Here is a 22564-nt window from a genome sequence, read left to right on the forward strand (position 1 = left end):
CTTGATTACCCTAACAGATCATCATCTCCAGATGGAGCAGGATTGTCTGGTGTTTCATTAGAGGGCTCATCTCCCGAAGGTGCATCACCATCACTTGCATAGTACTCTTCGAAAATTTCCTTCATGTCAATACCATAGCGATCGGCAAAATCCTTCTGAATGGCCTGATCTTTCTCTCTAATTTCCTGAAGGGCTTCGGCATAACTACTATACACACCTTGCATTACTTTTTCATGCACAGGAATATTGTCCATCATTTCTTGACGGGCTCTGGCACTTGCAGAGTGCATGGAAGCTAGGGTCTGACCAATATGCTCATCGGTTTTAACACCTAAATGTTCTAGGATAGCCGCAAACTCCTGATCCGTTCTAGCTTTCAAGGCTACTACATAACCATCATAATATTTCAAACGCTCATCGGTATCACTCTTTAGTTTAGCACGGTGCGTTTGTAAATTACTCCGTAATGAAGTCAATACTTTTATGGTAAGGTTGTGCTTATGAACGAAACTGTCTTTAGAGGCTGCCAATGTGGTATATGCGTTTTTAAGGCCTTCCAATTCTTCTACCTTTTGTTCCAATTCGGTGATTTTACCAATGGCCTCACTATATTCCGTAGATTGTTTGTCGGCAATTTCTTCAAGGGCAGCACGTGCTTGTTTTAAAAGGGCATACTGTTCTTCTAATTTCTCCTCTGTTTCCTTTTTCTTTTCAAGCGCTTTGGTATGGTTCTTACTGGCTTCGACAATCGCATCCTGCAATTTATCTTCCACTTCCTTAATCTCCACTTCCCGATTCTTAAGGCGGGATACGGCAGCCTGACTCTTATAGGAAAGTTCACTTAAGAGCGTTTGTATATCGGCATTTTCAATACGTTCTTGGAACATTTGCTTGGCCTTTAGGTCAGCGCCTTCCCGTACTTTTTCTGCAGCAGCCAATTCCTGTTGCCGCTTTTTAATGCGTGATTTGCGGCCCCAGAGGTTGTTCCACCAATTGTCCTTAACATTTTCTGCGTCTTCGAGTTCTAAACGAGCCCGCTCCAAGGCTTTTTGGGCATCATCGATTACTTTTTGCTCGGCGGCATTAAGGGTGGAGAACTTTTCAAATATAATTCCTACTTCATCCTGATAATCTGTTAAATCCTTAATGGCGTCCAATAATGAAGTTCGGTCTTTTTCGGCCATGTGCACTACATCATCCAACGTAGCGTTCAGTATTTTTTGACGCATTTCGGGATCATCCTCTTGGGCAAGCTTGGACTTCATTTGGTCCACGGCTTTACCCCAATTCACTTCAACTTTTTCTTCTTTTTGGGAGGAGGAATCGGTTTCTAATAAATCAAAATCATCAGACATAGGTATGGCTATTTTATGGTTATTAACTGCTTTACCGCCTATGCGAGCATAGGCAAAAATTTTGGAGTATCAATTTCGGTAAAAAAAACGAGTTGGGAAACCCGAATTCTTGAAATCTTGAAGGATTGTGCTCACAATGCCTTTAATGAGTCGCTGAGAGGAATACTTTGTTACGACCGAGCACAAAAAAACCCGGCATGTGCCGGGCTCTATTATCGTATCGGAATTGTATTAATCACGTAGTAACCCCCTAGAGATCACAATCTTTTGAACCTCGGAAGTACCTTCGTAAATCTGTGTGATTTTTGCGTCACGCATCATTCTTTCTACATGGTACTCTTTAACGAAACCATTACCACCATGTATTTGAACTGCTTCTACGGTTACTTCCATGGCAACCTGGCTCGCATACAACTTGGCTAAGGCGCTGCTCATATCGTAGTTGTTCCCTTGGTCTTTATCCCAGGCTGCTTTCATAATTAAGTGACGAGCGGCTTCAATTTTAGTATGCATGTCTGCCAATTTGAAAGCGATGGCTTGGTGATTGCATATTTCGGTTCCGAAAGCCTTACGGATTTTGGAATAGTCCCTGGCCAATTCGTAAGCACCAGAAGCAATACCCAGTGCTTGGGCAGCGATACCTATTCGCCCGCCAGAGAGTGTTTTCATTGCAAATTTAAACCCGAAGCCATCTTCACCAATTCGGTTTTCCTTTGGTACCTTGACATCGTTGAAGTTCAAGGTATGTGTGTCACTACCACGGATACCAAGCTTATCTTCCTTGGGTCCTACTTCAAAACCTTCCCAGGTTTTTTCAACAATAAATGCATTAATTCCTTTGTGTCCTTTTTCCCTATCGGTTTGGGCAATGACAAGATAATAATCTGCAGTACCTCCATTGGTTATCCAGTTCTTGGTGCCATTCAGTAAGTAGTGATCACCCATATCAATGGCCGTTGTGCGTTGCGATGTAGCATCACTCCCGGCTTCTGGTTCACTTAAGCAGAATGCCCCAATGGATTGACCACTGGCTAATTTGGTTAAATATTTTTGTTTTTGCTCTTCGGTTCCATAGGCTTGTATCCCATAACATACTAAGGAGTTGTTTACAGAGACAATTACTGAAGAAGATGCATCTACTTTGCTCAATTCTTCCATTGCCAACACATATGAAATGGTGTCCATACCACCTCCACCGTACTGGGGATCTACCATCATTCCCAAGAAACCAAGCTCTCCCATTTTCTTCACCTGTTCGGCGGGAAATTCTTGCTTATTGTCTCTTTCAATAACTCCCGGAAGTAATTCGGTTTTTGCAAAATCGCGAGCTGCATCGCGTATCATTAAGTGTTCTTCAGAAAGACTAAAATCCATAATGGTCGGAATATTAAATGATGTTCAAAAAAGTGCCGCAAAGATACCGTTTTATTGATAAATTGTCAATTTAAAGCCGAATTAATGTGAAATCCCTATTGTTAAAGTTTGTTACTTTTACTTAGATGAATAAATCACATTATAAAGTAATTGGGGTCATGAGCGGAACCTCCCTAGACGGGATCGATCTGGCAGAATGTAATTTTGAAATTTCAGGGACTGGGGTTTGGAGTTTTGAAATAGGGAAAGCCACTACCATTGCCTATTCCGAAATCTGGAAAGACAAGTTGAAGGAAGCAATTCATTTTTCGAAAGGAAGGTTGCATTCCCTTAATAAAGAATACACCCAGTTTTTGGGTAGATTGATTGGTGATTTTATTTCGGAAAACCAACTTCAGAATATCGATGCGGTCTGTAGTCATGGCCATACCGTATTACATAGACCCGATAGGGGAATCACCTTACAGGTAGGGAATTTAAAAAGCATCACAGAACAACTTGACACCAAAGTGGTATGCGACTTTAGGGTTCAGGACGTTGCCTTGGGTGGGCAAGGCGCACCTTTGGTTCCTATAGGTGATCGGCTTTTGTTCCCAGCATATGACTATTGTCTTAACTTGGGAGGTTTTGCCAATGTTTCTTCCGAATTGAATAACCAGCGTATCGCCTACGATATCTGTCCCGCAAATATTGTTTTGAACCCCTTGGCAGAGCAATTGGGACATGATTTTGATGAAGGCGGGAAGTTGGCGGCGTCCGGAAGTTTGAACGACGCACTGTTTCATGAATTGAATCGTCTTGCTTTCTACAAGGAAGACCCGCCTAAGTCCCTTGGATTGGAATGGGTACAACAGCATGTTTTTCCATTGTTGAATTCTTCTGAAATTTCAATTGAGGATAAACTTCACACCGTAACAGAGCACATAGCTTTTCAATTAGCCCAGGCATTTGAAGAAAAAAGAAAAGTGCTGGTTACAGGAGGAGGTGCTTACAATACCTACTTGCTGGAGCGCCTTGGAACACAAAAGGATTTGGATCTGGTAGTTCCAGATAATATCATAATCGAGTATAAAGAAGCATTGGTATTTGGTCTACTTGGGGTATTGCGACTAAGGAATGAGGTGAATTGTCTGGCTAGTGTAACAGGAGCACTAAGGGATCATTGTGGTGGGATTGTGTTTATGCCATGATTTCAAGATCTGTCGGTACTTGTTGTACCAAAAGGCATATCTTTAGCCTTTATTCGAACTATGTGAAGGCAACTGGGAAATCCTATTTTTCTTTCGGGGTAATGAAAATAAAGTAAGCTTACATGTGCTGATCCACCAGAATAGGATTGCCATCAGGGTCTACAATAACAAAACTACCGGGGCCTGTGGTAGATTCATTTGCTTGAGATGCAAATTCCACACCCTTATTTCTAAGGCTTTTCTGGATTTCACGTACATCATCAAAATCTTCCAATTTGCCTGCATCAATGTCCCAACCGGGGTTGAAAGTAAGGATGTTTTTATCGAACATACCATGAAAAAGCCCAATCAAAGTGCTTTCGTTTTTCAGGATTAAATAATTCTGTTCCATAGAGCCACCAGTGACTACAAAACCTAGATTTTCGTAAAAAGTTTTGGAAGCTAGAAGGTCCTTAACGGTTAAGCTAATAGAGAATGCGCCTAATTTCATATATATCGGTTTTTCGTCAATATATAAAATTATACCTATAGCTAGGTTACTATCTAATCGGAATTAGAATTTTCACTAAATCCCAACCTATTGCGATTGTCCGGAGTATCTGAAAGCAAGGGCAAAGGAATTTTCTTGGCGGGAAAGTATCGAATGGGAATCTCTTCATTTCCACGCATGACTTTAAATTCAGCTTCCTTATCGGGTCTGTTGTAGTAATAGCTTCTCAAAGTAATTCGATCTCCTTGGCGCAAACCTGCGGCATAGGCCTTCGAGGCTTCATCAATTGCACTCACGTATAAATCGTCTTCAGAAAAAGTAAACCCTAGGTCAAAAACTTCAGCTGTAGGACTGTACTCATAACCGAAACTTTCAAAAATTCCTTTAAGGTCGAACAGTTGTCCTTCCTCAATATGCGTGTTGAAGAAGGGAGTGAGATCATCCTCAAGAAATGCATTCGCTGTTTCAATAAAGTAGGAATGGGTAATGAGTTGATCATTTTTTTCAGCATCTTGCTTCAAAGTGATCATAAGGTCGTCTAAGCTTTGAGCACCATTAGTGTCTTTTCTAATTTTTTGGTCCAAGTAAAAAGCGAAAACAGCTCCTCTTCGGTACGGCAGTTTTGAATAATCAGGATTAGACCAAAAATTATCATAGTTAATTTCTGAGTTGGGAGCATCCTTTACCGGAGAAGCAAACAATGCTTTTATCATTTCATTGAATTCCCTAATGAAATAACCTTCATCCAAATCGTAGATTTTGTGTTTTGCCACGTTTTTAATGGTGTAATAATCGGTAAATCCTTCGCTAAACCAATACTGCTCCTCCTCGTTGTCATTTTTAATGAGGTGGCCTATCCAATTGTGCTGTAATTCATGGTTGAAGAGATAAACAATTCCCTGTGGATCCAAATACTCATTATTCGATGCCGAAGTTGAAAAGGAATCTGTTAGACCCGTACCCTGAAAACTACTTCCCCTTTCCTGAACAGTAGGTGTCATGGTAACTGCAAAGTACTCCTGACTATGATCTTTCCAAAAATCCCTTTGGGCTTCCAAAGTTTCTTTCAGTACATCGACAAGGGTAGAATCCTGGAATACTTCCCAATCCCCGCGTATTCCCAAAACAGCCCTATTTCCGTTTATATCCATTGTGTGGGTTCTGTAATCGCCCCCGGTGAAGATAGCATTGTGGAAATATTGCTCAGTGGTATGCTGTAGGGTTTGTTGTCTGTTATTGGTATCGAAACTATTCACCAAAGAGAAATCCTCATCAAAACCTTCCCATGTGATCGACACATTAAAATGAGCTTGCGAATCGGGGACATAATGCCTAGGTAGCATAAAAAAGGAATGTGAAAAAACATGGAAGTATTCTTCTTGAATAACGGGCCTATAGGTACTTCGAGTGGTCAATGCACCCTCTGTGTCCTGATGGATTTTATAAGATACCTGAAGTGTTTTTAGTCCTTTTGGATGCTTTAGTCTAATCCTGTTACTGTCCTTTTCCATTATGATTTCAGAAGCTTCTTCGGAGTCGATATCAGTTAGGACGTCATGTAGGTTTTCCTCTCCCCAAGCCTTATCTTGAAATAAAAGTACCGTTTCACCGCTCGGGTCGGCATCGAAACTCATTTTTACCTGTAAGGAGGGTTTGTTGTTGGTTTTTGCTTTGGAAACGCTATAGTCTATGCCATTGGGTTCCTTGCATCCTAGAGCACATACAAATAGTAGTAATAGAAGTCTGTTCATGGTGGTCCTGCTGTTTTGTATAAAGACGACAGAAAAAATAAATGTTGCAATTTACCCTGACCAGCGCATTTATGGGTAAATTTCCCTTTCTGTTCCTATTTTGAAGCAAATGAAGATAGGAATGGTTTAATGGTTTAGGAGTTGCGGTAATATCAAGAATTTGAACAAGGTGTTGTGAATGCTACTTTATATCATCCGAAAAATGCCCCCTGTGTTTCCCCCTGGAAAATTTCTCCTTATTAAAATTTTGGGATGAACCTTTAGGAATGGATAGGCTATTCCATTCCCCTGCCTTTATCATTCTTCCTACGTACACTATCTGTCCAATGTGATAGGCGTAGTGCATCATTTGCCGATTCAATGCCTCGGCAATGGTATGCTCCTGATTTCGAATGAGAACCTTTTTGTCGTAATCGGCAGGTGAAATGGTGTCAAGGGCATTAAAAAGACATTGCCATCCCTCATTCCATTTGATCATCAGTTCTTCCCTGTTCTGAATAACGGATTCGAATTCCAAATCCCTGTTTCGCCATGTTTTCTCACCATCGCTACTTAGAAATTGCGTCCATCTGGATAGCATATTTCCCCAAAGATGATTTGCCATAATGGCTATGGAATTGCTTTCTGGGTTGTATTGCCAAAGCAATTCTTCTTCGTTTAGTTGTTCAAAAGTTCTTTCGCCCAGACTTTTATAATATTCGAATTGCTTCCTTGCGCTATATAGGTAATTTTCGTCCATAGGTTCTCCTGTGTAAGGTAATTACTTTTTGCCAAAAAATAAGGACGCACTTTCCTATCTTTGCGACACTTTACAACAACCTATGAAAGAACTACTGAAAAAATACGAAGAGAAGGATCCCGAAATTGTGTTTCACTGGAAGGATCCAGAAACCGACGCCGAAGGCTGGACGGTAATAAATTCGTTACGCGGAGGCGCCGCAGGGGGAGGAACCCGAATGCGTCCAGGATTGGATATGAACGAAGTATTATCCTTGGCAAAAACCATGGAAGTAAAGTTTACCGTTTCCGGGCCTGCGATTGGCGGTGCGAAGTCGGGAATTAATTTCGACCCAAGGGACCCCCGAAAAAAGGGAGTGTTGGAGCGTTGGTATAAAGCAGTTTCTCCTTTGTTGAAGGCATACTATGGAACAGGAGGGGATTTAAATGTAGATGAGATTCATGAGGTAATTCCCATTACCGAAGAAAGTGGTGTGTGGCATCCCCAGGAAGGGGTTTTTAATGGACATTTTACACCTACTGAAGCAGATAAAATAAACCGGATTGGACAATTGCGTCATGGAGTAATCAAGGTGCTGGAGAACACGAGTTACTCTCCGGATATTTCACAGAAATATACAGTAGCCGATATGATTACTGGATACGGTGTTGCTGAAGCCGTACGTCATTATTATGAAATATATGGTGGCGAGGTTGAAGGTAAAAGGGCAGTCGTACAAGGTTTTGGTAATGTAGGAGCAGCGGCAGCCTATTATTTGTCCCAAATGGGGGCAAAAATCGTTGGAATCATTGATCGTGTTGGAGGTGTTTTGAATGAAGAAGGGTTCACTTTTGAAGAGATCAAAGAGCTTTTTCTTACGAAAGATGGGAATACCCTGGTGGCAAAGAACATGATTCCATTCGAAGAGATCAACCAAAAAATTTGGTCGATTCCAACCGAGATATTTGCACCATGTGCTGCGTCGAGATTAATTACAAAAGAACAGATATCCCAAATGATCGATTCTGGACTTGAGGTGATTAGTTGTGGTGCCAATGTTCCTTTTGCCGATAAAGAGATTTTCTTTGGTCCTATTATGGAGTATACCGATGAGCGCGTAAGCCTTATTCCAGATTTTATTTCCAATTGTGGAATGGCAAGGGTGTTTGCATATTTTATGGAGAGAAGGGTACAAATGACGGACGATGCTATCTTTAATGATACGTCCATGACCATTAAAAATGCGATCAAGAATACATTTGATCACAACAGTACTAAAAAGAATATCAGTAAAACGGCCTTCGAGATAGCTCTAAATCAGTTATTGTAAGGGCGTAAAAATGTTTTTTTACATAATTCGACCTAGGTCAAAAAAATCCTGTTCAATGACAGGATTTTTTTATGGTTATTAAATCTAATTACCTATTTTTAGATTTCGTAAATCGACTTACCAAATATCCCTTGTATGGAATCAATTATTATTCTCGTTTTTGCCATTGGCTACCTATCCATAACCCTAGAACACCCATTACGTCTCGATAAAACAGTACCCGCCTTAATTATGGCGGCCTTAATTTGGGCACTATTGGCAGTGGGATTCCATAAAGGGTGGTTCAATGTAATAGATACCTATGAAAATGTATTTAGTTTCGGCTCAGGAAGTGAAGCAGCCGAACATGGCTTTGAGAATACCTTGTTGCATCATTTAGGTAAAACGGCGGAGATACTCATATTCCTTATAGGAGCGATGACCATTGTAGAAATTATCGATCTGCACCGCGGCTTCGAAGTTCTTAAGAGTGTCGTTCGGACAAAGAGCAAAAAGAAATTATTATGGATTATCGGGATCTTGGCATTCATATTATCCGCGATTATTGATAACCTTACGGCTACTATTGTATTGGTAACCTTGCTTCGAAAATTAATTCAGAATAAAAATGAAAGACTTTGGTTTGCGGCCATGGTAGTGATTGCAGCCAATGCTGGGGGAGCATGGTCTCCTATTGGGGATGTAACGACAACGATGCTGTGGATTGCCAAGAAGGTATCTGCAGGCGGCCTTATTAAATGGGTAGTTTTGCCTTCTATTGCATGCTTTATACTACCGTTCTGGATCGCCAGTTTCTTGAAACCATTCAAAGGAAATATTGAGGTTGATACCACACATGATGTAGTGGCCGAGAAGTTATTAAGTAGCCGTACTATGCTATTCCTAGGTTTGGGAATGATTGTTTCGGTGCCCATTTTTAAAACCTTGACGCACCTTCCTCCTTATGTGGGAATGATGTTAGCCCTGGGAGTGGTATGGCTTGTTTCCGAATATATTCATCCCGAAGAGGATTTTAGTAAAGAGCGCAGGCACTTGTATTCTGCCCATAAAGCACTTTCTAGAATTGAAATATCGAGTATCCTGTTCTTCTTAGGAATTTTAATGGCGGTAGCCGGTCTGGAGAGTTTGGTGTATGGTGTGGCCGAGAATGGAGATCCTGTGGGAACCCTTCGCTATTTGGCCGAAGTATTGCAAAGTGCAATTCCGAACCAGGATATTGTTGTCATGTTGTTGGGAGTATTCTCTGCCATTATAGATAATGTGCCATTGGTGGCTGCCTCCATAGGTATGTACTCTTCCGAAATTGATTCTCCCTTGTGGCATTTTATCGCCTACTCGGCTGGAACAGGTGGGAGCATGCTAATTATTGGTTCTGCTGCTGGTGTAGCTGCCATGGGTATGGAAAAAATAGATTTCATCTGGTATTTAAGAAAAGTGGCTTGGTTGGCACTCGTTGGTTTCTTAGCGGGAGCTGCCGTATTCCTGCTTTTTAAATACTTAGTTTTTTAAGACCCTACAATTTCTATACGCTTAACCCGTTATTCTTTAAATTGCCTTATTTATGCTAAACTCTTTTATGCAAGATGGAGCCGAACAGGCTCTGGAAAATCTTGATGATGAATCCGTAGAGAAAACCTTATCCTTAATGGAACTCCTTATGAATGGAGGAATAGCCGGACAGGTTATCATCATTGTACTCTTCGTATTGTTATTTGTAGCTGTCTATATTTACTTTGAGCGCCTTTTCGCTGTAAAGGCAGCATCCAAAATGGATACGAATTTTATGAGCCAGATTAAGGACAATGTGGCAACAGGAAACATTCAGGGAGCTAAAGTGCTATGCATGCAGCAAAACAGTCCCGTTTCCCGATTAACTGAAAAAGGAATATCCCGTATTGGTAGCCCTTTGGAAGACATAAATACTGCGATTGAAAATGCGGGGCGCTTGGAAGTGTATAAGCTGGAAAAAAATGTAAGTATACTTGCTACCATTGCTGGGGCAGCACCTATGATAGGTTTTTTAGGAACTGTAATAGGAATGGTATTGGCATTTCACCAATTGGCAACCAGCAGTGGTCAGGCCGAAATGGGAAGTTTGGCCGAAGGGATTTATACGGCTATGACTACCACAGTGGCAGGACTTATCGTAGGTATTATAGCCTATATGGGTTACAATCATTTGGTGGTAAAAACGGATAAAGTGGTACACCAGATGGAGGCCACGGCAGTAGACTTTTTGGATCTATTAAACGAGCCTGCTTAATGAATTTACGCGGAAGAAATAAAGTGAGTCCAGAATTCAGTATGAGTTCCATGACCGATATAGTGTTTCTATTATTGGTGTTTTTTCTATTGACTTCACCCGCTATAACACCCGACGCGCTCGACCTAATTTTACCAAAGGCCAAAGGAAAGTCTACCAATAAACAAAAGGCTTCGGTAAGTATCACCAAAGACGGTGCGTACTATGTAAATAAAGAACGAGTAAGCGAATACGGGGTCGAAAAAGAACTAAGAAGTTTATTGGCTGGTCAAGACGAACCGACCATTATTTTAAGGGCGGAAGAGGGTGTGCCAATCGAGGATGCCGTATTCGTGATGGATATAGCCAATAAGAACAACTTTAAAGTGGTACTGGCCGTTCGGCCTAATTAACAGATGGGATTAGTAGATACGAAACATAAAAAGAAAAGCATGACAATCACGGTAATTTTACACGTGATCATCCTCTTATTGCTGATCTTTTTCGGGTTTACATATTTAGATCCACCACCAGAAAATGGTATAGCGGTTAACTTTGGAACTACCAACTATGGAAAAGGAAATGTGCAGCCTACCGAACCCATAAAAACGGCTCCAAAACAAACCACTCCCGAACCTGTTCCAGAGACCAAGACCGAGATAAAAGAGGAGGTTGTAACTCAAGACAGCGAAGACGCCCCAGTTATAAAAAAGGAGAAAAAGAAAAAAGAAGAAGTAAAGGAAACCCCAAAAGAAGAGCCAAAGAAAGTGGAGCCAAAAAAGGTGGAACCTAAGCCTGATAAATCCACTACAGATGCCTTGTCCAGTTTAATCAATGGTCCCAAAAAGGATGGAAAGTCTCAAGGTGGGGAGGGAGATGATAACAGGGATGGCGACAAGGGCGATCCAAATGGTGATCCAAATGCCAAAAGTTACTACGGAACAGGTATGGGGCTTGATGGCGATGGTAATTACTTGTTGGGAGGAAGAAAGGCGCTTAATAAAGCCAAAAAGACACAGGACTGTAACGAAGCAGGAAAAGTAGTGGTGAGTATCGAAGTAGATAGAAGCGGTAAGGTTATAAGTGCTACCCCGGGGGTAAGGGGAACGACCAATAATTCGAAATGCCTTTTAGAACCTGCCAAGAGAGCTGCCTTAGCTACGAAGTTCAATTCAGATTCGAATGCGCCTGCCAAGCAAATAGGAAAGATTATTTATAATTTCACTCTTTCAAACTAGATTTCTTTTCAGGTTTCTGACCACGACTTTTAGCATAGACATTCAGAACCATTCCAATAATTATAAGCAACATTCCCAATAGCGCCATGTAGCTGTGTTCTTCATCTAAAAAGATAAGTCCCAAACCGAGTGCATACACCAATTCCATATACTTAAAAGGAGCAATGGTATTCGTGTCCGCTAGCTGAAATGCACGTGTCATAAAGACCTGTCCTACAAGACCGAAAATTCCAATAAGCACCACCCAGAGCCATTCAATGCCAAAAGGCACTCGCCAGCTTTCTACAAAGAATAAGCTTCCAAGAATTGAAGTAACCATAAAGTAATTAATAATGGTAAGGGCATGCTCCTTTGGGCCCAAGTAACGCACTAAAGTGAAAACAGCACCCACTAGTACCGCAGATAAAATGGCCAATAGAAAGCTCAATTCATCTATTCTAAAGTCTGCTCCCTTCAAAATAAAGACTCCTCCTAATGCAACAATAAGACAGAGCCATTGTAATGGTTTTACCTTTTCCTTTAGGAATAGAACTGCAAGAACCACACTAAAAGCAGGACCGATATATCGAATGGAAATAGCAGACCCTAAAGGGATTCTTTGAATCACGATAAAGAAGGCCGCCAAGGATACAAAGCCAATAATGCCACGAACGCTAAGCCAAAATACTTCCTTGCCAATAACTGGAATGCGTTTGTAGAGCATATAGGGAAAAATGAAGGCAAAAGTGCCAAGTGCTCGAAAGAATACTACTTGCAAGGGATGCATCTCGGAGAGGTAACGTGCCAAGAGGTTCATCCATGCGAAGGAGAAGGTAGCAATCAAGATGTAAATGATTCCTCTTAACAATTTGGGCTGGTAAATACTGAGGTGCAAAGATAGGTAATTTCGATAGGGAGATGGTTTAATTTGAAGGGTAAACTCAAAATTTACCGAAGCTATTTTTACTATCTTTATAAAAAATTAGATGGTATGAAAAGATTTACTTTCCTCGTGATGACGGGCCTTATTTTAGTGGGCTGCGCACAAAAATCGGATTTAGAAGTTGCTGAAGTTGAAGCGAAAAAAGCCCCACATGATTATATGTTCATGCAACGAGCATATCCGACTGGGGAAATAAATACTGCCGCATTTGCGGAAGCATTGGCCTGGCGTAAACAAAACCAAAATAGATCTCAAGCGGGTATTTGGGAATTTACAGGCCCAATAAACATTGGAGGGCGTATTACAGATATTGAAATTCCTATAGACCAGGCTCAAACATATTATGTAGGCGCTGCTTCAGGGGGTATTTTTAAAACTACTGACGCCGGGGCTACATGGAATCCAATTTTTGATAATGAAGGTGCTCTTTCTATAGGTGATATGGAAATTTCGAAAAGCGACACCGATGTCATTTGGGTAGGTACAGGAGAGGTAAATGCAGGTGGTGGGTCTTTGGCGTATGATGGAAACGGCATGTTCAAAAGCACCGATGGTGGTCTTACTTGGGAAAGCAAGGGATTGGAGGATGTAGGGAGTATTGGAAAGGTAGTAATAAACCCAAACGATGAAGACATTATTCTAGCTGCTGCTATGGGACCCCTATTTCGGGATGATGCCAATCGTGGAGTATATAGAACCACCGATGGCGGATCTACTTGGAATCAAGTGCTGTTTGTTGATGATATGACAGGAGCCATAGATATGGCTATTCATCCTACCGATGGAAATATTGTCTATGCATCGACCTGGGAACGTGTTCGTCGTCCACAATTCAGGGACTACGGAGGAGCTGGTTCCGGCTTGCATAGATCTACAGATGGAGGAGCTACATGGACGGAAATGACCAATGGTTTGCCCACCGATCCAAACGACAAAGGAAGGATAAGCATCGATATTTCCCAATCGAATCCTGATGTGCTTTATGCGCGATATTCGGATGCTACTGGTGGAATTCAAGGTGTTTATCGAACTGCGGATGGTGGTGATACTTGGGTCGAAGTTAATTCGAGTCAGCTTACCAATGTCGGATTTCACTGGTGGTTTCGGGGAATATTTGTAGATCCAACAGATGAAAACACCATCTATAATGTTGATTTCGTTGTAGAGAAATCAACAGATGGAGGAAATACCTGGTTTACCGCATTTCCAGATGTACATGTAGATCAGCATGCTATGGCGTTTAACGCCAGTATGGGTGGAGAGGTGTTACTGGGTAATGATGGAGGTTTTTACAAAAGTGGTAACGACGGAGCTAGTTGGGTTAAGGACTTAACCTTACCAATCACACAGCTTTATAGAATACATGTAGATGCCCAAGATGGTAATAAAGTATATGCAGGGTCTCAAGACAACGGTGTTATGCGAACTACTACAGGCGGAATTGATGATTGGAATATTCTGTTCTTTGCAGATGGATTTCATACCGAGGTAGACCCAACCAATACCAATACTATTTACTCCATGTGGCAAAATGGGAATTTCATAAAATCTACGAACAATGGAGCAAGTTTTGTGGCATTGAACACTCCCTCTGGAAGAAAAAACTGGAATACTCCGCACTTATTGGATCCCGCTAACGCCGATGTGGTGTATTTCGGCACCGAACGAGTAAACAAAAGCACGAATGGAGGAAGTACGTGGACGGCCATTAGTCCTGATCTAACCAACGGAGATGGAGGGGGTAACCTTACCTACGGTACTATTATTTCAATCGATGTGTCTCCTTTGGATAGCAATGTTATTATCGCAGGAACCGATGATGGTAATGTGTGGATTACCCAGGACGGTGGCACGAACTGGAATGATGTCTCGGCTACTTTTCCCGACAGATGGGTCACCAAAGTACTGGCAGATAGGGATGATTCAAATTCATTCTATGTTACATTATCTGGTTATAGATATGGAGAAGATTTTGGACATGTGTATAGGACTTCGGATGCTGGTAACACCTGGGACGATATAGGTGCTACCCTACCAGATATTCCTATTAATGATATTTTAAAGGATCAGTACGGAAACCTCTTTTTGGCAACCGATGTTGGTGTTTTTGCAAGTGATGATAATGGCAATAATTGGGCTCCTTTTGGGGATAATATGCCTCCGGCCATTGTTACCGACATGCATATTCATGAAGCTGATGAATATTTGTATGCCGCCACTTATGGTAGATCTACCTACAAAATAGACATTTCTGATGATGTTCTGAGTAATAGCAACAATGAATTTGAAGCCTCTATTTCAGTGTATCCAAACCCTGCCTCCGAAGTCGTTACAATAGCAACAAAGAGAAATACTAACGAACTGGAAGTAATGATTTATGATGCCTTGGGAAGAGAAGTTATTCCTTTACGTGAGATTCGCACGGGAACATTGAATATTTCTAGTTTATCTACAGGGGTGTATTATATTAGAATAAAGCAAGAAGGTAAAACCGCGGTAAAACGGTTGCTGGTTAACTAATCATCAAACTTCAAGGCCATAACCTATTCAGAAACCTTAGACTGGTTATTCGCCCAGCTTCCCATGTATCAACGCGTGGGAAAAGCGGCGTATAAGGCAGATTTATCCAATACATGGAAATTAGCCGATTATTTGGGCAATCCAGAAAAAGGGTTGAAGTGTATTCACGTGGGTGGAACCAACGGCAAGGGTTCAACGAGTCATATGCTAGCATCTGTTCTGCAGGCAGCGGGGTATAGAGTGGGTTTATATACATCACCACACTTAAAGGACTTCAGGGAACGTATCAAGATAAATGGGGTAATGATACCCAAAAGATATGTTTCATCATTTGTTAGTAGGCACAGACCTTTTTTTGAAGCCAATCAGCTCAGTTTTTTTGAGATGACGGTAGGACTTGCATTCGATTACTTCAAAAACAAAGAAGTAGACATTGCAGTAATTGAAGTTGGGCTAGGAGGTAGGTTGGATAGTACCAATATTGTTTCGCCGGAAGTTGCGGTTATCACCAATATTGGATTGGATCATACCCAATTCCTTGGGGACACATTACCGAAGATAGCCAAGGAGAAAGCGGGCATCATAAAGACAGGTGTTCCTACGGTGATTGGCGAAAATCATCAAGAAACACGCCCTGTTTTTGAAGTCACTGCCAAGGAAATGCACGCACCTTTGTATTTTGTTGATGCGGCAAAGAAGGAGGTTTTTCCTTGTGATTTATTAGGTGATTATCAAATCGGAAATCAACGAACCACCTTGGTAGCAATAGATCATCTTAGGGAGAAAGGGTGGGAAATTCCCGAGCACCAAGTAAAAGAAGGTTTGCTTAATGTGGTGAATAATACAGGTCTCTTGGGACGTTGGCAGGTCTTGCATCATGAACCTAAAGTTGTTTGTGATACAGCCCATAATAAAGAAGGCTTGACTATTGCATTGGCTCAATTGGAAAGGGAGCCACATGAACAGCTTCGAATAGTGTTGGGAGTAGTGAGCGATAAGGACCTAAAAAGCATTCTACCGCTCTTCCCTACATCTGCGCAATATTATTTCTGTCGTCCAAAAATAGCAAGGGCATTAGATGCCCACATATTGCAAAGTGAAGCTAATGCATTTGGTCTAAAAGGGCAGGTGTATGCTACTGTAAAAGAAGCGTATAGAAGTGCATTGAAAGCAGCACAAAAAGAAGACGTTATTTATGTTGGTGGAAGCACTTTTGTGGTGGCGGAAGTTTTGTGATTTTTTTGTGTGAATTGTTTGCGATAAATAAAAACTCCCTTATATTTGCACCCGCTAACACAGTTAGGGCGCTTAGCTCAGTTGGTTCAGAGCACTTGGTTTACACCCAAGGGGTCGGGGGTTCGAATCCCTCAGCGCCCACTTCAAGAAAACCCGATACATTTTTGTATCGGGTTTTTTATTTTGAAAACCTGAAAAGTCCTGGTTCAATTGATATCCCGATATATTTTTCAATTTAACATTTACCGAAAAGAATTTGGCATTCAATTTTTGTATTTTTATGGAAAGACTTGTTGCTATGAATACACCTCGTCGATTCGAAGAAGCCATACATAAATTGTACACTGCCTATTACTCAGGAAACCTTCATCCCGAGTGTTGTAAACAATGTGCGGTAGGTAATATTTTGAATAATTCTGAGTCGTGGAAACACCTGGCGGATGATCACGGCTCACTTCAATTAAATTACGTAGGGTTGGTGCATCAGAAATTGGGTCGTAGGTTTGGTGGATATACACCTCAGGAATTGTTGCAAATTGAAGCTGCGTTTTTATCAGGATGTGGTTATGCACTTCCTTTACGCCATAATTCAATAGGACCGGTCAATGCAACGGACAGGGATGTTCTTTTCAATGGATTGTGTGAGGCTATTGAATTGCTTTGTAGTTTGGATGGAATTAAAAATGTAATGGACTACTCCCAGATATTTAAGGGATCTCCTTCAGAAAAGAATGTTTTATCGGTATAGTGGTTTTGTTTAGAACATAGGCATATGCTAGGAATTTGGGTCATTAACTCAGTTGGTTCAGAGTGTCACCTTGACAGGGTGGAAGTCACTGGTTCGAATCCAGTATGACCCACAATTAACGGGATCCCGATGTATCATTGCATCGGGATTTTAGTTTTTAATAACTTCAGAAATTCGAATGAAAGTTTTCACTTGGTGTAAATGCCTTAAAAAAAGAGTATATTAAAATATGAAAAGAAACTTCAATACATATTGGCGAAACAATTGGGCCAAGTACTATTGTATCCTATTTTTTATGGTTTTTATAGTCTCTTGTAAGGGGCAGGATAAAAGAACAAACCCAAACGATAAATCGGAGCAGAAAGGAGAAAGTACTGCACAGTCGCAAACTTCTTCTGGCGATTTTGTGGCTTCCCCTTTCTCGGTAGATGCTAATACGAGACCCAACAATACAGGTCTCGAATTTTCATATGACGGACAACTTTGTCATTGGGTACGGAATATTTTTCAGGATTCAAGGGGGAATTTGTGGTTTGGCACCAATCATTTTGGGCTCATGCGCTATAATGGAAAGGAGTTGGAGTATTTTACCGAAGAGGACGGACTTGGAGCAGGTAGGGTAAATGGTATTACCGAAGATAAGGAGGGCAATGTTTGGTTTTGTACCTATGGAGGGCTCACCAAATATGACGGAGCAACCTTTACCAATCTCAGCGTTGAGGTGGGGCCGATAAAAAATGATCTTTTTGATATTGTTATAGATGAACGGGATACTTTTTGGATCAGTACAGTGGAAGGGGTAGTGCAATTTGATGGGAAGGAATTCACCCATTTTCCGGTGCCCAAACCTAAGGTTGAAGACCCGAATCCTATTTTATCCCCAAACCGGGTATCAACTATAATGGAAGATAGCGCTGGTATTATTTGGTTTGGTTTTGATGGTTATGGCATTACAAAATTCAACCCTAATTCAGAAGATCATTTTAGCTTTGTCACGACCGAAAATGGCCTTGCAGATAATAATGTGAGTGAAATAATGGAAGATAGCAAGGGAAATATTTGGATTGGCACCATGTATGGAGGCATAAGTCATTATGACGGCACTACTTTTACCAACTTTACTAAGGAGGGTGTGATCGAAGGGGTAGAGGCTGCGGGTTTCTATGAAAAAGATGGTAATATCTGGTTTTCGGTCGAAGGAGTGGGGGTTTACAAGTACGATGGTCAGTCTTTCGAAATCTTAAATGAGGATGATGGTTTGATTACAAAGGGCGTTCTTTCCATTTTTAAGGATAGGGAAGGCAGGTTTTGGTTTGGTGGATGGAAAGGGCTTTTTAGGTATGATCCCGAAGGAAAACTAAAAGATGGTGAGGTGTTTTTAAGTGTAACGAAAAATGGCCCATGGGAGCAATAACCATTGCATTGTAAATATTATGATTTATTGATCTGCCCATTCTGGTAAAGGATATTCTTCTGTTTCGTCTTGCCAAAAGATTTGGGTAATGAACCATCTGCCATTTCGGAAAATCAATTGAATGCTATTTACGCCTCTTTGAATGACAGGGCCATCGGGTTCGAAGCGGAACTGATAGGCCGATAATATTTGGGCAATTCCACCATAGATTTCTGTTTTACGCGCTAGCTCCTCTTCAAAGAAACCACTTTTCCGCATTTGTGGGGCACTAAGTTCCACATAGCGATAAGGCGTTAAGGCATTAAACTTAGTCACGCCGTCCTTGTTTTTCCTTGTTGGACCCATAAGAGCCTGCTCATGGAATAGATCGTAAAACGTATCCCAATCCCGTTCCTGATCGGCGGGTCCGGATATCACCTCATATAAGGTTGTCATAAGAGGGTCGATACTGATATATTCTTTTTCCTGGGCTTGCAGTGAAATGGAAATTAAAATAGCGAATAGTAGTGTGAACGGTTTCATAGGTTATATTTTTTCCCACATCTTGTCGGCATTTAAGCGGAAGCTTCCAAGATGATCAAAATTACATTCTTCAGGTTTTATTAAAGAAAGGAAGGATTGTTCTTTTGTATCCTTATATAAGTGATAGTTCTGCCCTACAATAGGTTCAAAATTAAACTTGGCCTGATAGACTAGGTTGTTGTATTCAAATTGATCCATAAGGGCATCGAACTGACTTTTTAGCTCGTCATATTTCGCTTTCACTTGTTTATTGACCTTGTCTATATTGGTGTTTTTCCAGGCTATGGTATCGGGAGTAGTGATTTTCGGGGCACCAACTCCAGTAGCATAAGGCTTTAAGGAAGCGTCATAACGCTGCTCTTCTTCATTGTATACGACCTGATCTGGTTTTTTCTCTTTCATTTTCTTACAATAATTCTAAGGTGCGTTCTAATGCCATGCCTCTTGACCCTTTTATGAGCAAGGTGCTTGGGGGAACGTTTTTGAGTACTCCCGAGGCCTTAAAGTCTTCAAAGGATTTAAACTTCACTATGCTTTCGGAATTGGTTTGAATGCCAAAGAAGTTTTCGCCAATTAAATATGCTTTTCCAAAGGTATTTTGCCCAACATAATCCGCAATGTGCTGATGTTCCTTTTTGGCAACTTCACCCAACTCGAACATATCCCCTAAGATCATTAGTTTATTAATTCCTTCGCTTTGTTCAAAGTTTTCCAGGGCTGCCATCATGCTGGTTGGGTTGGCATTGTAGGCATCTAGAATAATATGATGTCCATTCTTTTCTAGGAGTTGCGATCTGTTCATTTGGGGAACATAACCTTCGATTGCCTCTTTTATGTCCTCTGACGGAACTTCGAAATAGGATCCTATGGCAATGGCAGCGGCCACATTATGGAAATTATAGATTCCAATTAGATTGCTTTCAATTTCAAGATTGTCATAACCAATGATAAGGGTGTTTGTGCTATTTAATAACTGTACGGGGCAGTCGGTATTATCCTTGCCAAAGACATAACGGTTCATGCTTTGGGTTAGTTCCATTTGCTTAGGGTCATTTCCATTCACAAAAACCATTTTATCCCGATCGCTGATATTTTTGTAAAGTTCGGATTTACCTCTTATGACACCTTCAATTCCTCCAAAACCCTCTAAATGGGCCTTGCCAAAATTGGTGATATAACCATAATCTGGCTGGGCAATTTTGCTTAAGGTTTCAATTTCCTTCAGGTGATTGGCGCCCATTTCAACGATACCCATTTCAGTTTCCTGGGTCATGGATAATAGGGTAAGCGGTACACCAATATGGTTATTTAGATTGCCTACTGTGGCTGTCGTTTTGAATTTCTTCGACAGGACAGCATTCATAAGTTCTTTGGTGGTAGTCTTACCATTGCTTCCGGTTAAGGATATGATGGGAGGTTTAATGTAATTCCTATGGTAAGTGGCCAGTTTTTGCAGGGATTGAAGGACATTGCCTGATAATACGGTTTCACCTGTATTTTTGTGATAACGAAGATCATCGATTATCACCTTAAAGGCCCCTTTGTCCAAGGCCTCTTGTGCAAATGTATTTCCATCAAAATTATCGCCTTTTAGGGCAAAGAAAAGGCATTGTGGAGTAATTTTTCTTGTATCCGTACAGACGCCACTACTTTGCAAAAAGTACTGATGCAGTTGCTCTATTTTCAATAGGATTCGGGTTTTTTTGTAAAATATAAAGGTACAAAAAAACCCCCTGAACTATCAGAGGGTTTTCTATATCTTGAAACTATAATTTAGTGTCTAGGTCGTTTTGCTTTTTGCGTTTTAGATCCTACACGCGACATAGCACATCGGAAACCAATATAATCAGTAGCCATATCTTGTGGGAAATAACGTCTTTGTGCTGGGTCTAACCAGTAATCGCGATCTCTCCAAGAACCTCCTTTGTATACACGAACCTGGTTGTCAACCAATGTAGTTCGCTTTGAGGACTTATCGTATTGGCGGTTAAGGTCACTGCCATCTTCTGCTGCTGTTACCCTGTGACGTGGAGAATTATACATTCTTTTGCTGTCGTCCAGTTCTTCTTCATCCTCATCTTCACTTCCAAATGATTGGTAGTAACGAGTGGATCGTTTGTCACCGTCACGATAGTCACGGTTATCCGCAGTTGAGAAGTTCGTTCTTAAATAGGTTTCGTTTTCATCTACAGGGATCTGATAAATCTCCCCTGGTAGGTTACGTGCTACAATTTTACCATTACTCAAAGTGTCATACACGATAGAGTCGGCTGTAACTACTTTCACTTTACCATCTTCATCAATGGCGTTCTTAGTATAAATATTACCTCTATAGTAATTGAAGTCATTAAATTCGTCGTCAACAATCGGACGGTATACATCAGCTACCCATTCAGCAACGTTTCCTGCCATATCATATAAACCGAAGTCATTGGGCTCATAAGATTTGATTTCTGCTGTGATATCCGCTCCATCGTCACTCCATCCAGCAATTCCACCATAATCTCCATCTCCTTGCTTAAAGTTAGCCAATTGATCACCACGTGATCTTCTCTTGCCAGAACGGGTGTACTGTCCGTCCCATGGGTATTTTTTTCTACCTCTATAAACATTGTAGTTTCTAAGTCCTACAAGACCTAAGGCGGCATATTCCCATTCTGCTTCGGTTGGGAGTCTATACGAAGGTAAAAGCAATCCATCCTTACGCTGTACGTAAAGATTGGTGCTATCTTCGTTTCTCTTCATCAAGGATTCAGAGCGCTTTCCTCCACGGGTAATGGAATCATTTCCACCGTAAGCTACATTAGGAGCATTTAAATAGGTTTGAGTGCTAAAAGTTTCTCCTGGTTTAACATCATAACGAGCCCCTCTAGAGGTAAATCCTTCCTCTTCTAGAATAAATTCGTTTACACGATCACTACGCCAGTTACTAAACTCTACCGCTTGTACCCAACTTACTCCTACAACAGGGTATTGTGCATAGGCTGGGTGACGCAAGTAGTTATTGGTCATTACTTCATTGTAACCCAACCGGTTTCTCCAAACCAAAGTATCTGGAACCGCACCTTCGTAAATACGACGATATTGCTCATCACTTGGAGGGAATACTTGCTTAATCCAGTCTAAGTACTCTAAATACATGAGGTTAGTTACCTCGGTCTCATCCATGTAGAATGATTGTACGTGCTGTTGGTTAGGACTGTTATTCCAGTCATGCATAGGGTCATCTTGAACCCTACCCATAGTAAAGGTACCACCTTCAATAAAAACAAGTCCGGGTCCAGTTTCCTGCTCTTTGGCTTTAGGATTGTACTGGAAACCACCTTCTTTGGAGTTCATTTGCCAGCCTGTGGCTCGCGAGCTATTGGAGTAATCTCTAGATTTACTACAACTGACCATTAGGGACATAACAGCAGCTGCCAAAAATAGCTTGGTAAATAGGTTCTTTCTTAAGTTCATAGTTTCAAATATGAAAAAATTGGGTTCGCAATATAGTAATTAACGATAAAAGAGC

The 22564-nt window shown here is 41.1% G+C and carries 20 protein-coding genes and 2 tRNA genes; 12 read left to right on the forward strand and 10 right to left on the reverse strand.

All coding sequences use genetic code 11. The features are described 5' to 3' along the window. Window positions 1-5 precede the first annotated feature (5 nt). A complete protein-coding gene (locus tag AC6JAD_RS09860; protein WP_461304999.1) occupies window positions 6-1355 on the reverse strand; it encodes a coiled-coil domain-containing protein in 1350 nt (449 codons plus the stop codon). Between the two features lie 231 nt (window positions 1356-1586). Next, window positions 1587-2729 carry an acyl-CoA dehydrogenase gene (locus tag AC6JAD_RS09865; protein WP_461304998.1) on the reverse strand — a complete coding sequence of 381 codons (1143 nt, stop codon included), beginning with the start codon at window positions 2727-2729 and terminating at the stop codon, window positions 1587-1589. Window positions 2730-2854: 125 nt separating this feature from the next. Between AC6JAD_RS09865 and AC6JAD_RS09870 the strand changes: the two genes are divergently transcribed. Beyond that, window positions 2855-3919, forward strand: coding sequence for an anhydro-N-acetylmuramic acid kinase (locus AC6JAD_RS09870; RefSeq protein ID WP_461304997.1), 1065 nt, complete (start codon window positions 2855-2857; stop codon window positions 3917-3919). A gap of 118 nt (window positions 3920-4037) precedes the next feature. Here AC6JAD_RS09870 and AC6JAD_RS09875 read toward each other — a convergent pair whose 3' ends face one another. The 3 genes from AC6JAD_RS09875 to AC6JAD_RS09885 form a co-directional block, all read right to left on the reverse strand. Beyond that, window positions 4038-4409 carry a VOC family protein gene (locus AC6JAD_RS09875; protein WP_461304996.1) on the reverse strand — a complete coding sequence of 124 codons (372 nt, stop codon included), beginning with the start codon at window positions 4407-4409 and terminating at the stop codon, window positions 4038-4040. A gap of 53 nt (window positions 4410-4462) precedes the next feature. After that, window positions 4463-6160 (reverse strand): M1 family aminopeptidase, encoded by a 1698-nt coding sequence (locus AC6JAD_RS09880; RefSeq protein WP_461304995.1) that lies wholly within the window; start codon window positions 6158-6160, stop codon window positions 4463-4465. Between the two features lie 181 nt (window positions 6161-6341). Next, window positions 6342-6899: a DUF1572 family protein gene (locus tag AC6JAD_RS09885; protein ID WP_461304994.1), complete on the reverse strand. Its 558-nt coding sequence runs from the start codon at window positions 6897-6899 to the stop codon at window positions 6342-6344. Window positions 6900-6981: 82 nt separating this feature from the next. Between AC6JAD_RS09885 and AC6JAD_RS09890 the strand changes: the two genes are divergently transcribed. The 5 genes from AC6JAD_RS09890 (at window position 6982) to AC6JAD_RS09910 (ending at window position 11688) form a co-directional block, all read left to right on the forward strand. Further along, a complete protein-coding gene (locus tag AC6JAD_RS09890) occupies window positions 6982-8208 on the forward strand; it encodes a Glu/Leu/Phe/Val dehydrogenase dimerization domain-containing protein (protein WP_461304993.1) in 1227 nt (408 codons plus the stop codon). A 135-nt stretch (window positions 8209-8343) separates the two neighbouring features. Beyond that, window positions 8344-9717: a sodium:proton antiporter NhaD gene (gene nhaD, locus AC6JAD_RS09895; protein WP_461304992.1), complete on the forward strand. Its 1374-nt coding sequence runs from the start codon at window positions 8344-8346 to the stop codon at window positions 9715-9717. A 52-nt stretch (window positions 9718-9769) separates the two neighbouring features. After that, window positions 9770-10471 (forward strand): MotA/TolQ/ExbB proton channel family protein, encoded by a 702-nt coding sequence (locus AC6JAD_RS09900; RefSeq protein WP_461304991.1) that lies wholly within the window; start codon window positions 9770-9772, stop codon window positions 10469-10471. After that, the gene (locus AC6JAD_RS09905; RefSeq protein WP_461304990.1) at window positions 10471-10863 is read left to right on the forward strand and encodes an ExbD/TolR family protein; all 393 of its coding nucleotides are present in this window, start codon (window positions 10471-10473) and stop codon (window positions 10861-10863) included. Before AC6JAD_RS09900 ends, AC6JAD_RS09905 begins: the two co-directional genes overlap by 1 nt. Before the next feature lie 3 nt (window positions 10864-10866). Beyond that, window positions 10867-11688, forward strand: coding sequence for an energy transducer TonB (locus tag AC6JAD_RS09910; protein ID WP_461304989.1), 822 nt, complete (start codon window positions 10867-10869; stop codon window positions 11686-11688). Here the strand turns inward: AC6JAD_RS09910 and AC6JAD_RS09915 are convergent. Then, window positions 11672-12562, reverse strand: a complete 891-nt coding sequence (locus tag AC6JAD_RS09915) for a DMT family transporter (RefSeq protein WP_497865368.1) — start codon at window positions 12560-12562, stop codon at window positions 11672-11674. The two genes, AC6JAD_RS09910 and AC6JAD_RS09915, sit on opposite strands and share 17 nt — an antisense overlap. 96 nt (window positions 12563-12658) lie before the next feature. Here AC6JAD_RS09915 and AC6JAD_RS09920 point away from each other — a divergent pair, with 96 nt between their 5' ends. The 6 genes from AC6JAD_RS09920 (at window position 12659) to AC6JAD_RS09945 (ending at window position 18528) form a co-directional block, all read left to right on the forward strand. Further along, window positions 12659-15130, forward strand: coding sequence for a T9SS type A sorting domain-containing protein (locus tag AC6JAD_RS09920; protein ID WP_461304988.1), 2472 nt, complete (start codon window positions 12659-12661; stop codon window positions 15128-15130). Between the two features lie 18 nt (window positions 15131-15148). After that, entirely contained in the window at window positions 15149-16366 is a 1218-nt protein-coding gene (locus tag AC6JAD_RS09925; protein WP_461305036.1) for a bifunctional folylpolyglutamate synthase/dihydrofolate synthase, read from the forward strand. A 66-nt stretch (window positions 16367-16432) separates the two neighbouring features. Further along, a tRNA-Val gene (locus AC6JAD_RS09930) sits at window positions 16433-16507 on the forward strand. A gap of 157 nt (window positions 16508-16664) precedes the next feature. Continuing rightward, on the forward strand, window positions 16665-17114 hold the full coding sequence (locus tag AC6JAD_RS09935) for a Na(+)-translocating NADH-quinone reductase subunit F (protein WP_461304987.1): 450 nt from the start codon (window positions 16665-16667) through the stop codon (window positions 17112-17114). 37 nt (window positions 17115-17151) lie between these two features. Further along, a tRNA-Val gene (locus AC6JAD_RS09940) sits at window positions 17152-17226 on the forward strand. A gap of 117 nt (window positions 17227-17343) precedes the next feature. Next, the gene (locus tag AC6JAD_RS09945) at window positions 17344-18528 is read left to right on the forward strand and encodes a ligand-binding sensor domain-containing protein (protein ID WP_461304986.1); all 1185 of its coding nucleotides are present in this window, start codon (window positions 17344-17346) and stop codon (window positions 18526-18528) included. Window positions 18529-18552: 24 nt separating this feature from the next. Here AC6JAD_RS09945 and AC6JAD_RS09950 read toward each other — a convergent pair whose 3' ends face one another. The 4 genes from AC6JAD_RS09950 to gldJ form a co-directional block, all read right to left on the reverse strand. Then, complete coding sequence (locus AC6JAD_RS09950; RefSeq protein WP_461304985.1) at window positions 18553-19050, reverse strand: hypothetical protein; 498 nt, start codon at window positions 19048-19050, stop codon at window positions 18553-18555. 3 nt (window positions 19051-19053) lie between these two features. After that, window positions 19054-19452, reverse strand: a complete 399-nt coding sequence (locus AC6JAD_RS09955; protein ID WP_461304984.1) for a DUF2452 domain-containing protein — start codon at window positions 19450-19452, stop codon at window positions 19054-19056. Between the two features lie 4 nt (window positions 19453-19456). Then, the gene (locus AC6JAD_RS09960) at window positions 19457-20737 is read right to left on the reverse strand and encodes a UDP-N-acetylmuramoyl-tripeptide--D-alanyl-D-alanine ligase (protein ID WP_461304983.1); all 1281 of its coding nucleotides are present in this window, start codon (window positions 20735-20737) and stop codon (window positions 19457-19459) included. Between the two features lie 86 nt (window positions 20738-20823). After that, complete coding sequence (gldJ, locus tag AC6JAD_RS09965; protein WP_461304982.1) at window positions 20824-22509, reverse strand: gliding motility lipoprotein GldJ; 1686 nt, start codon at window positions 22507-22509, stop codon at window positions 20824-20826. Window positions 22510-22564: the final 55 nt, after the last annotated feature.

The organism is Aureisphaera sp., assembly GCF_059726885.1.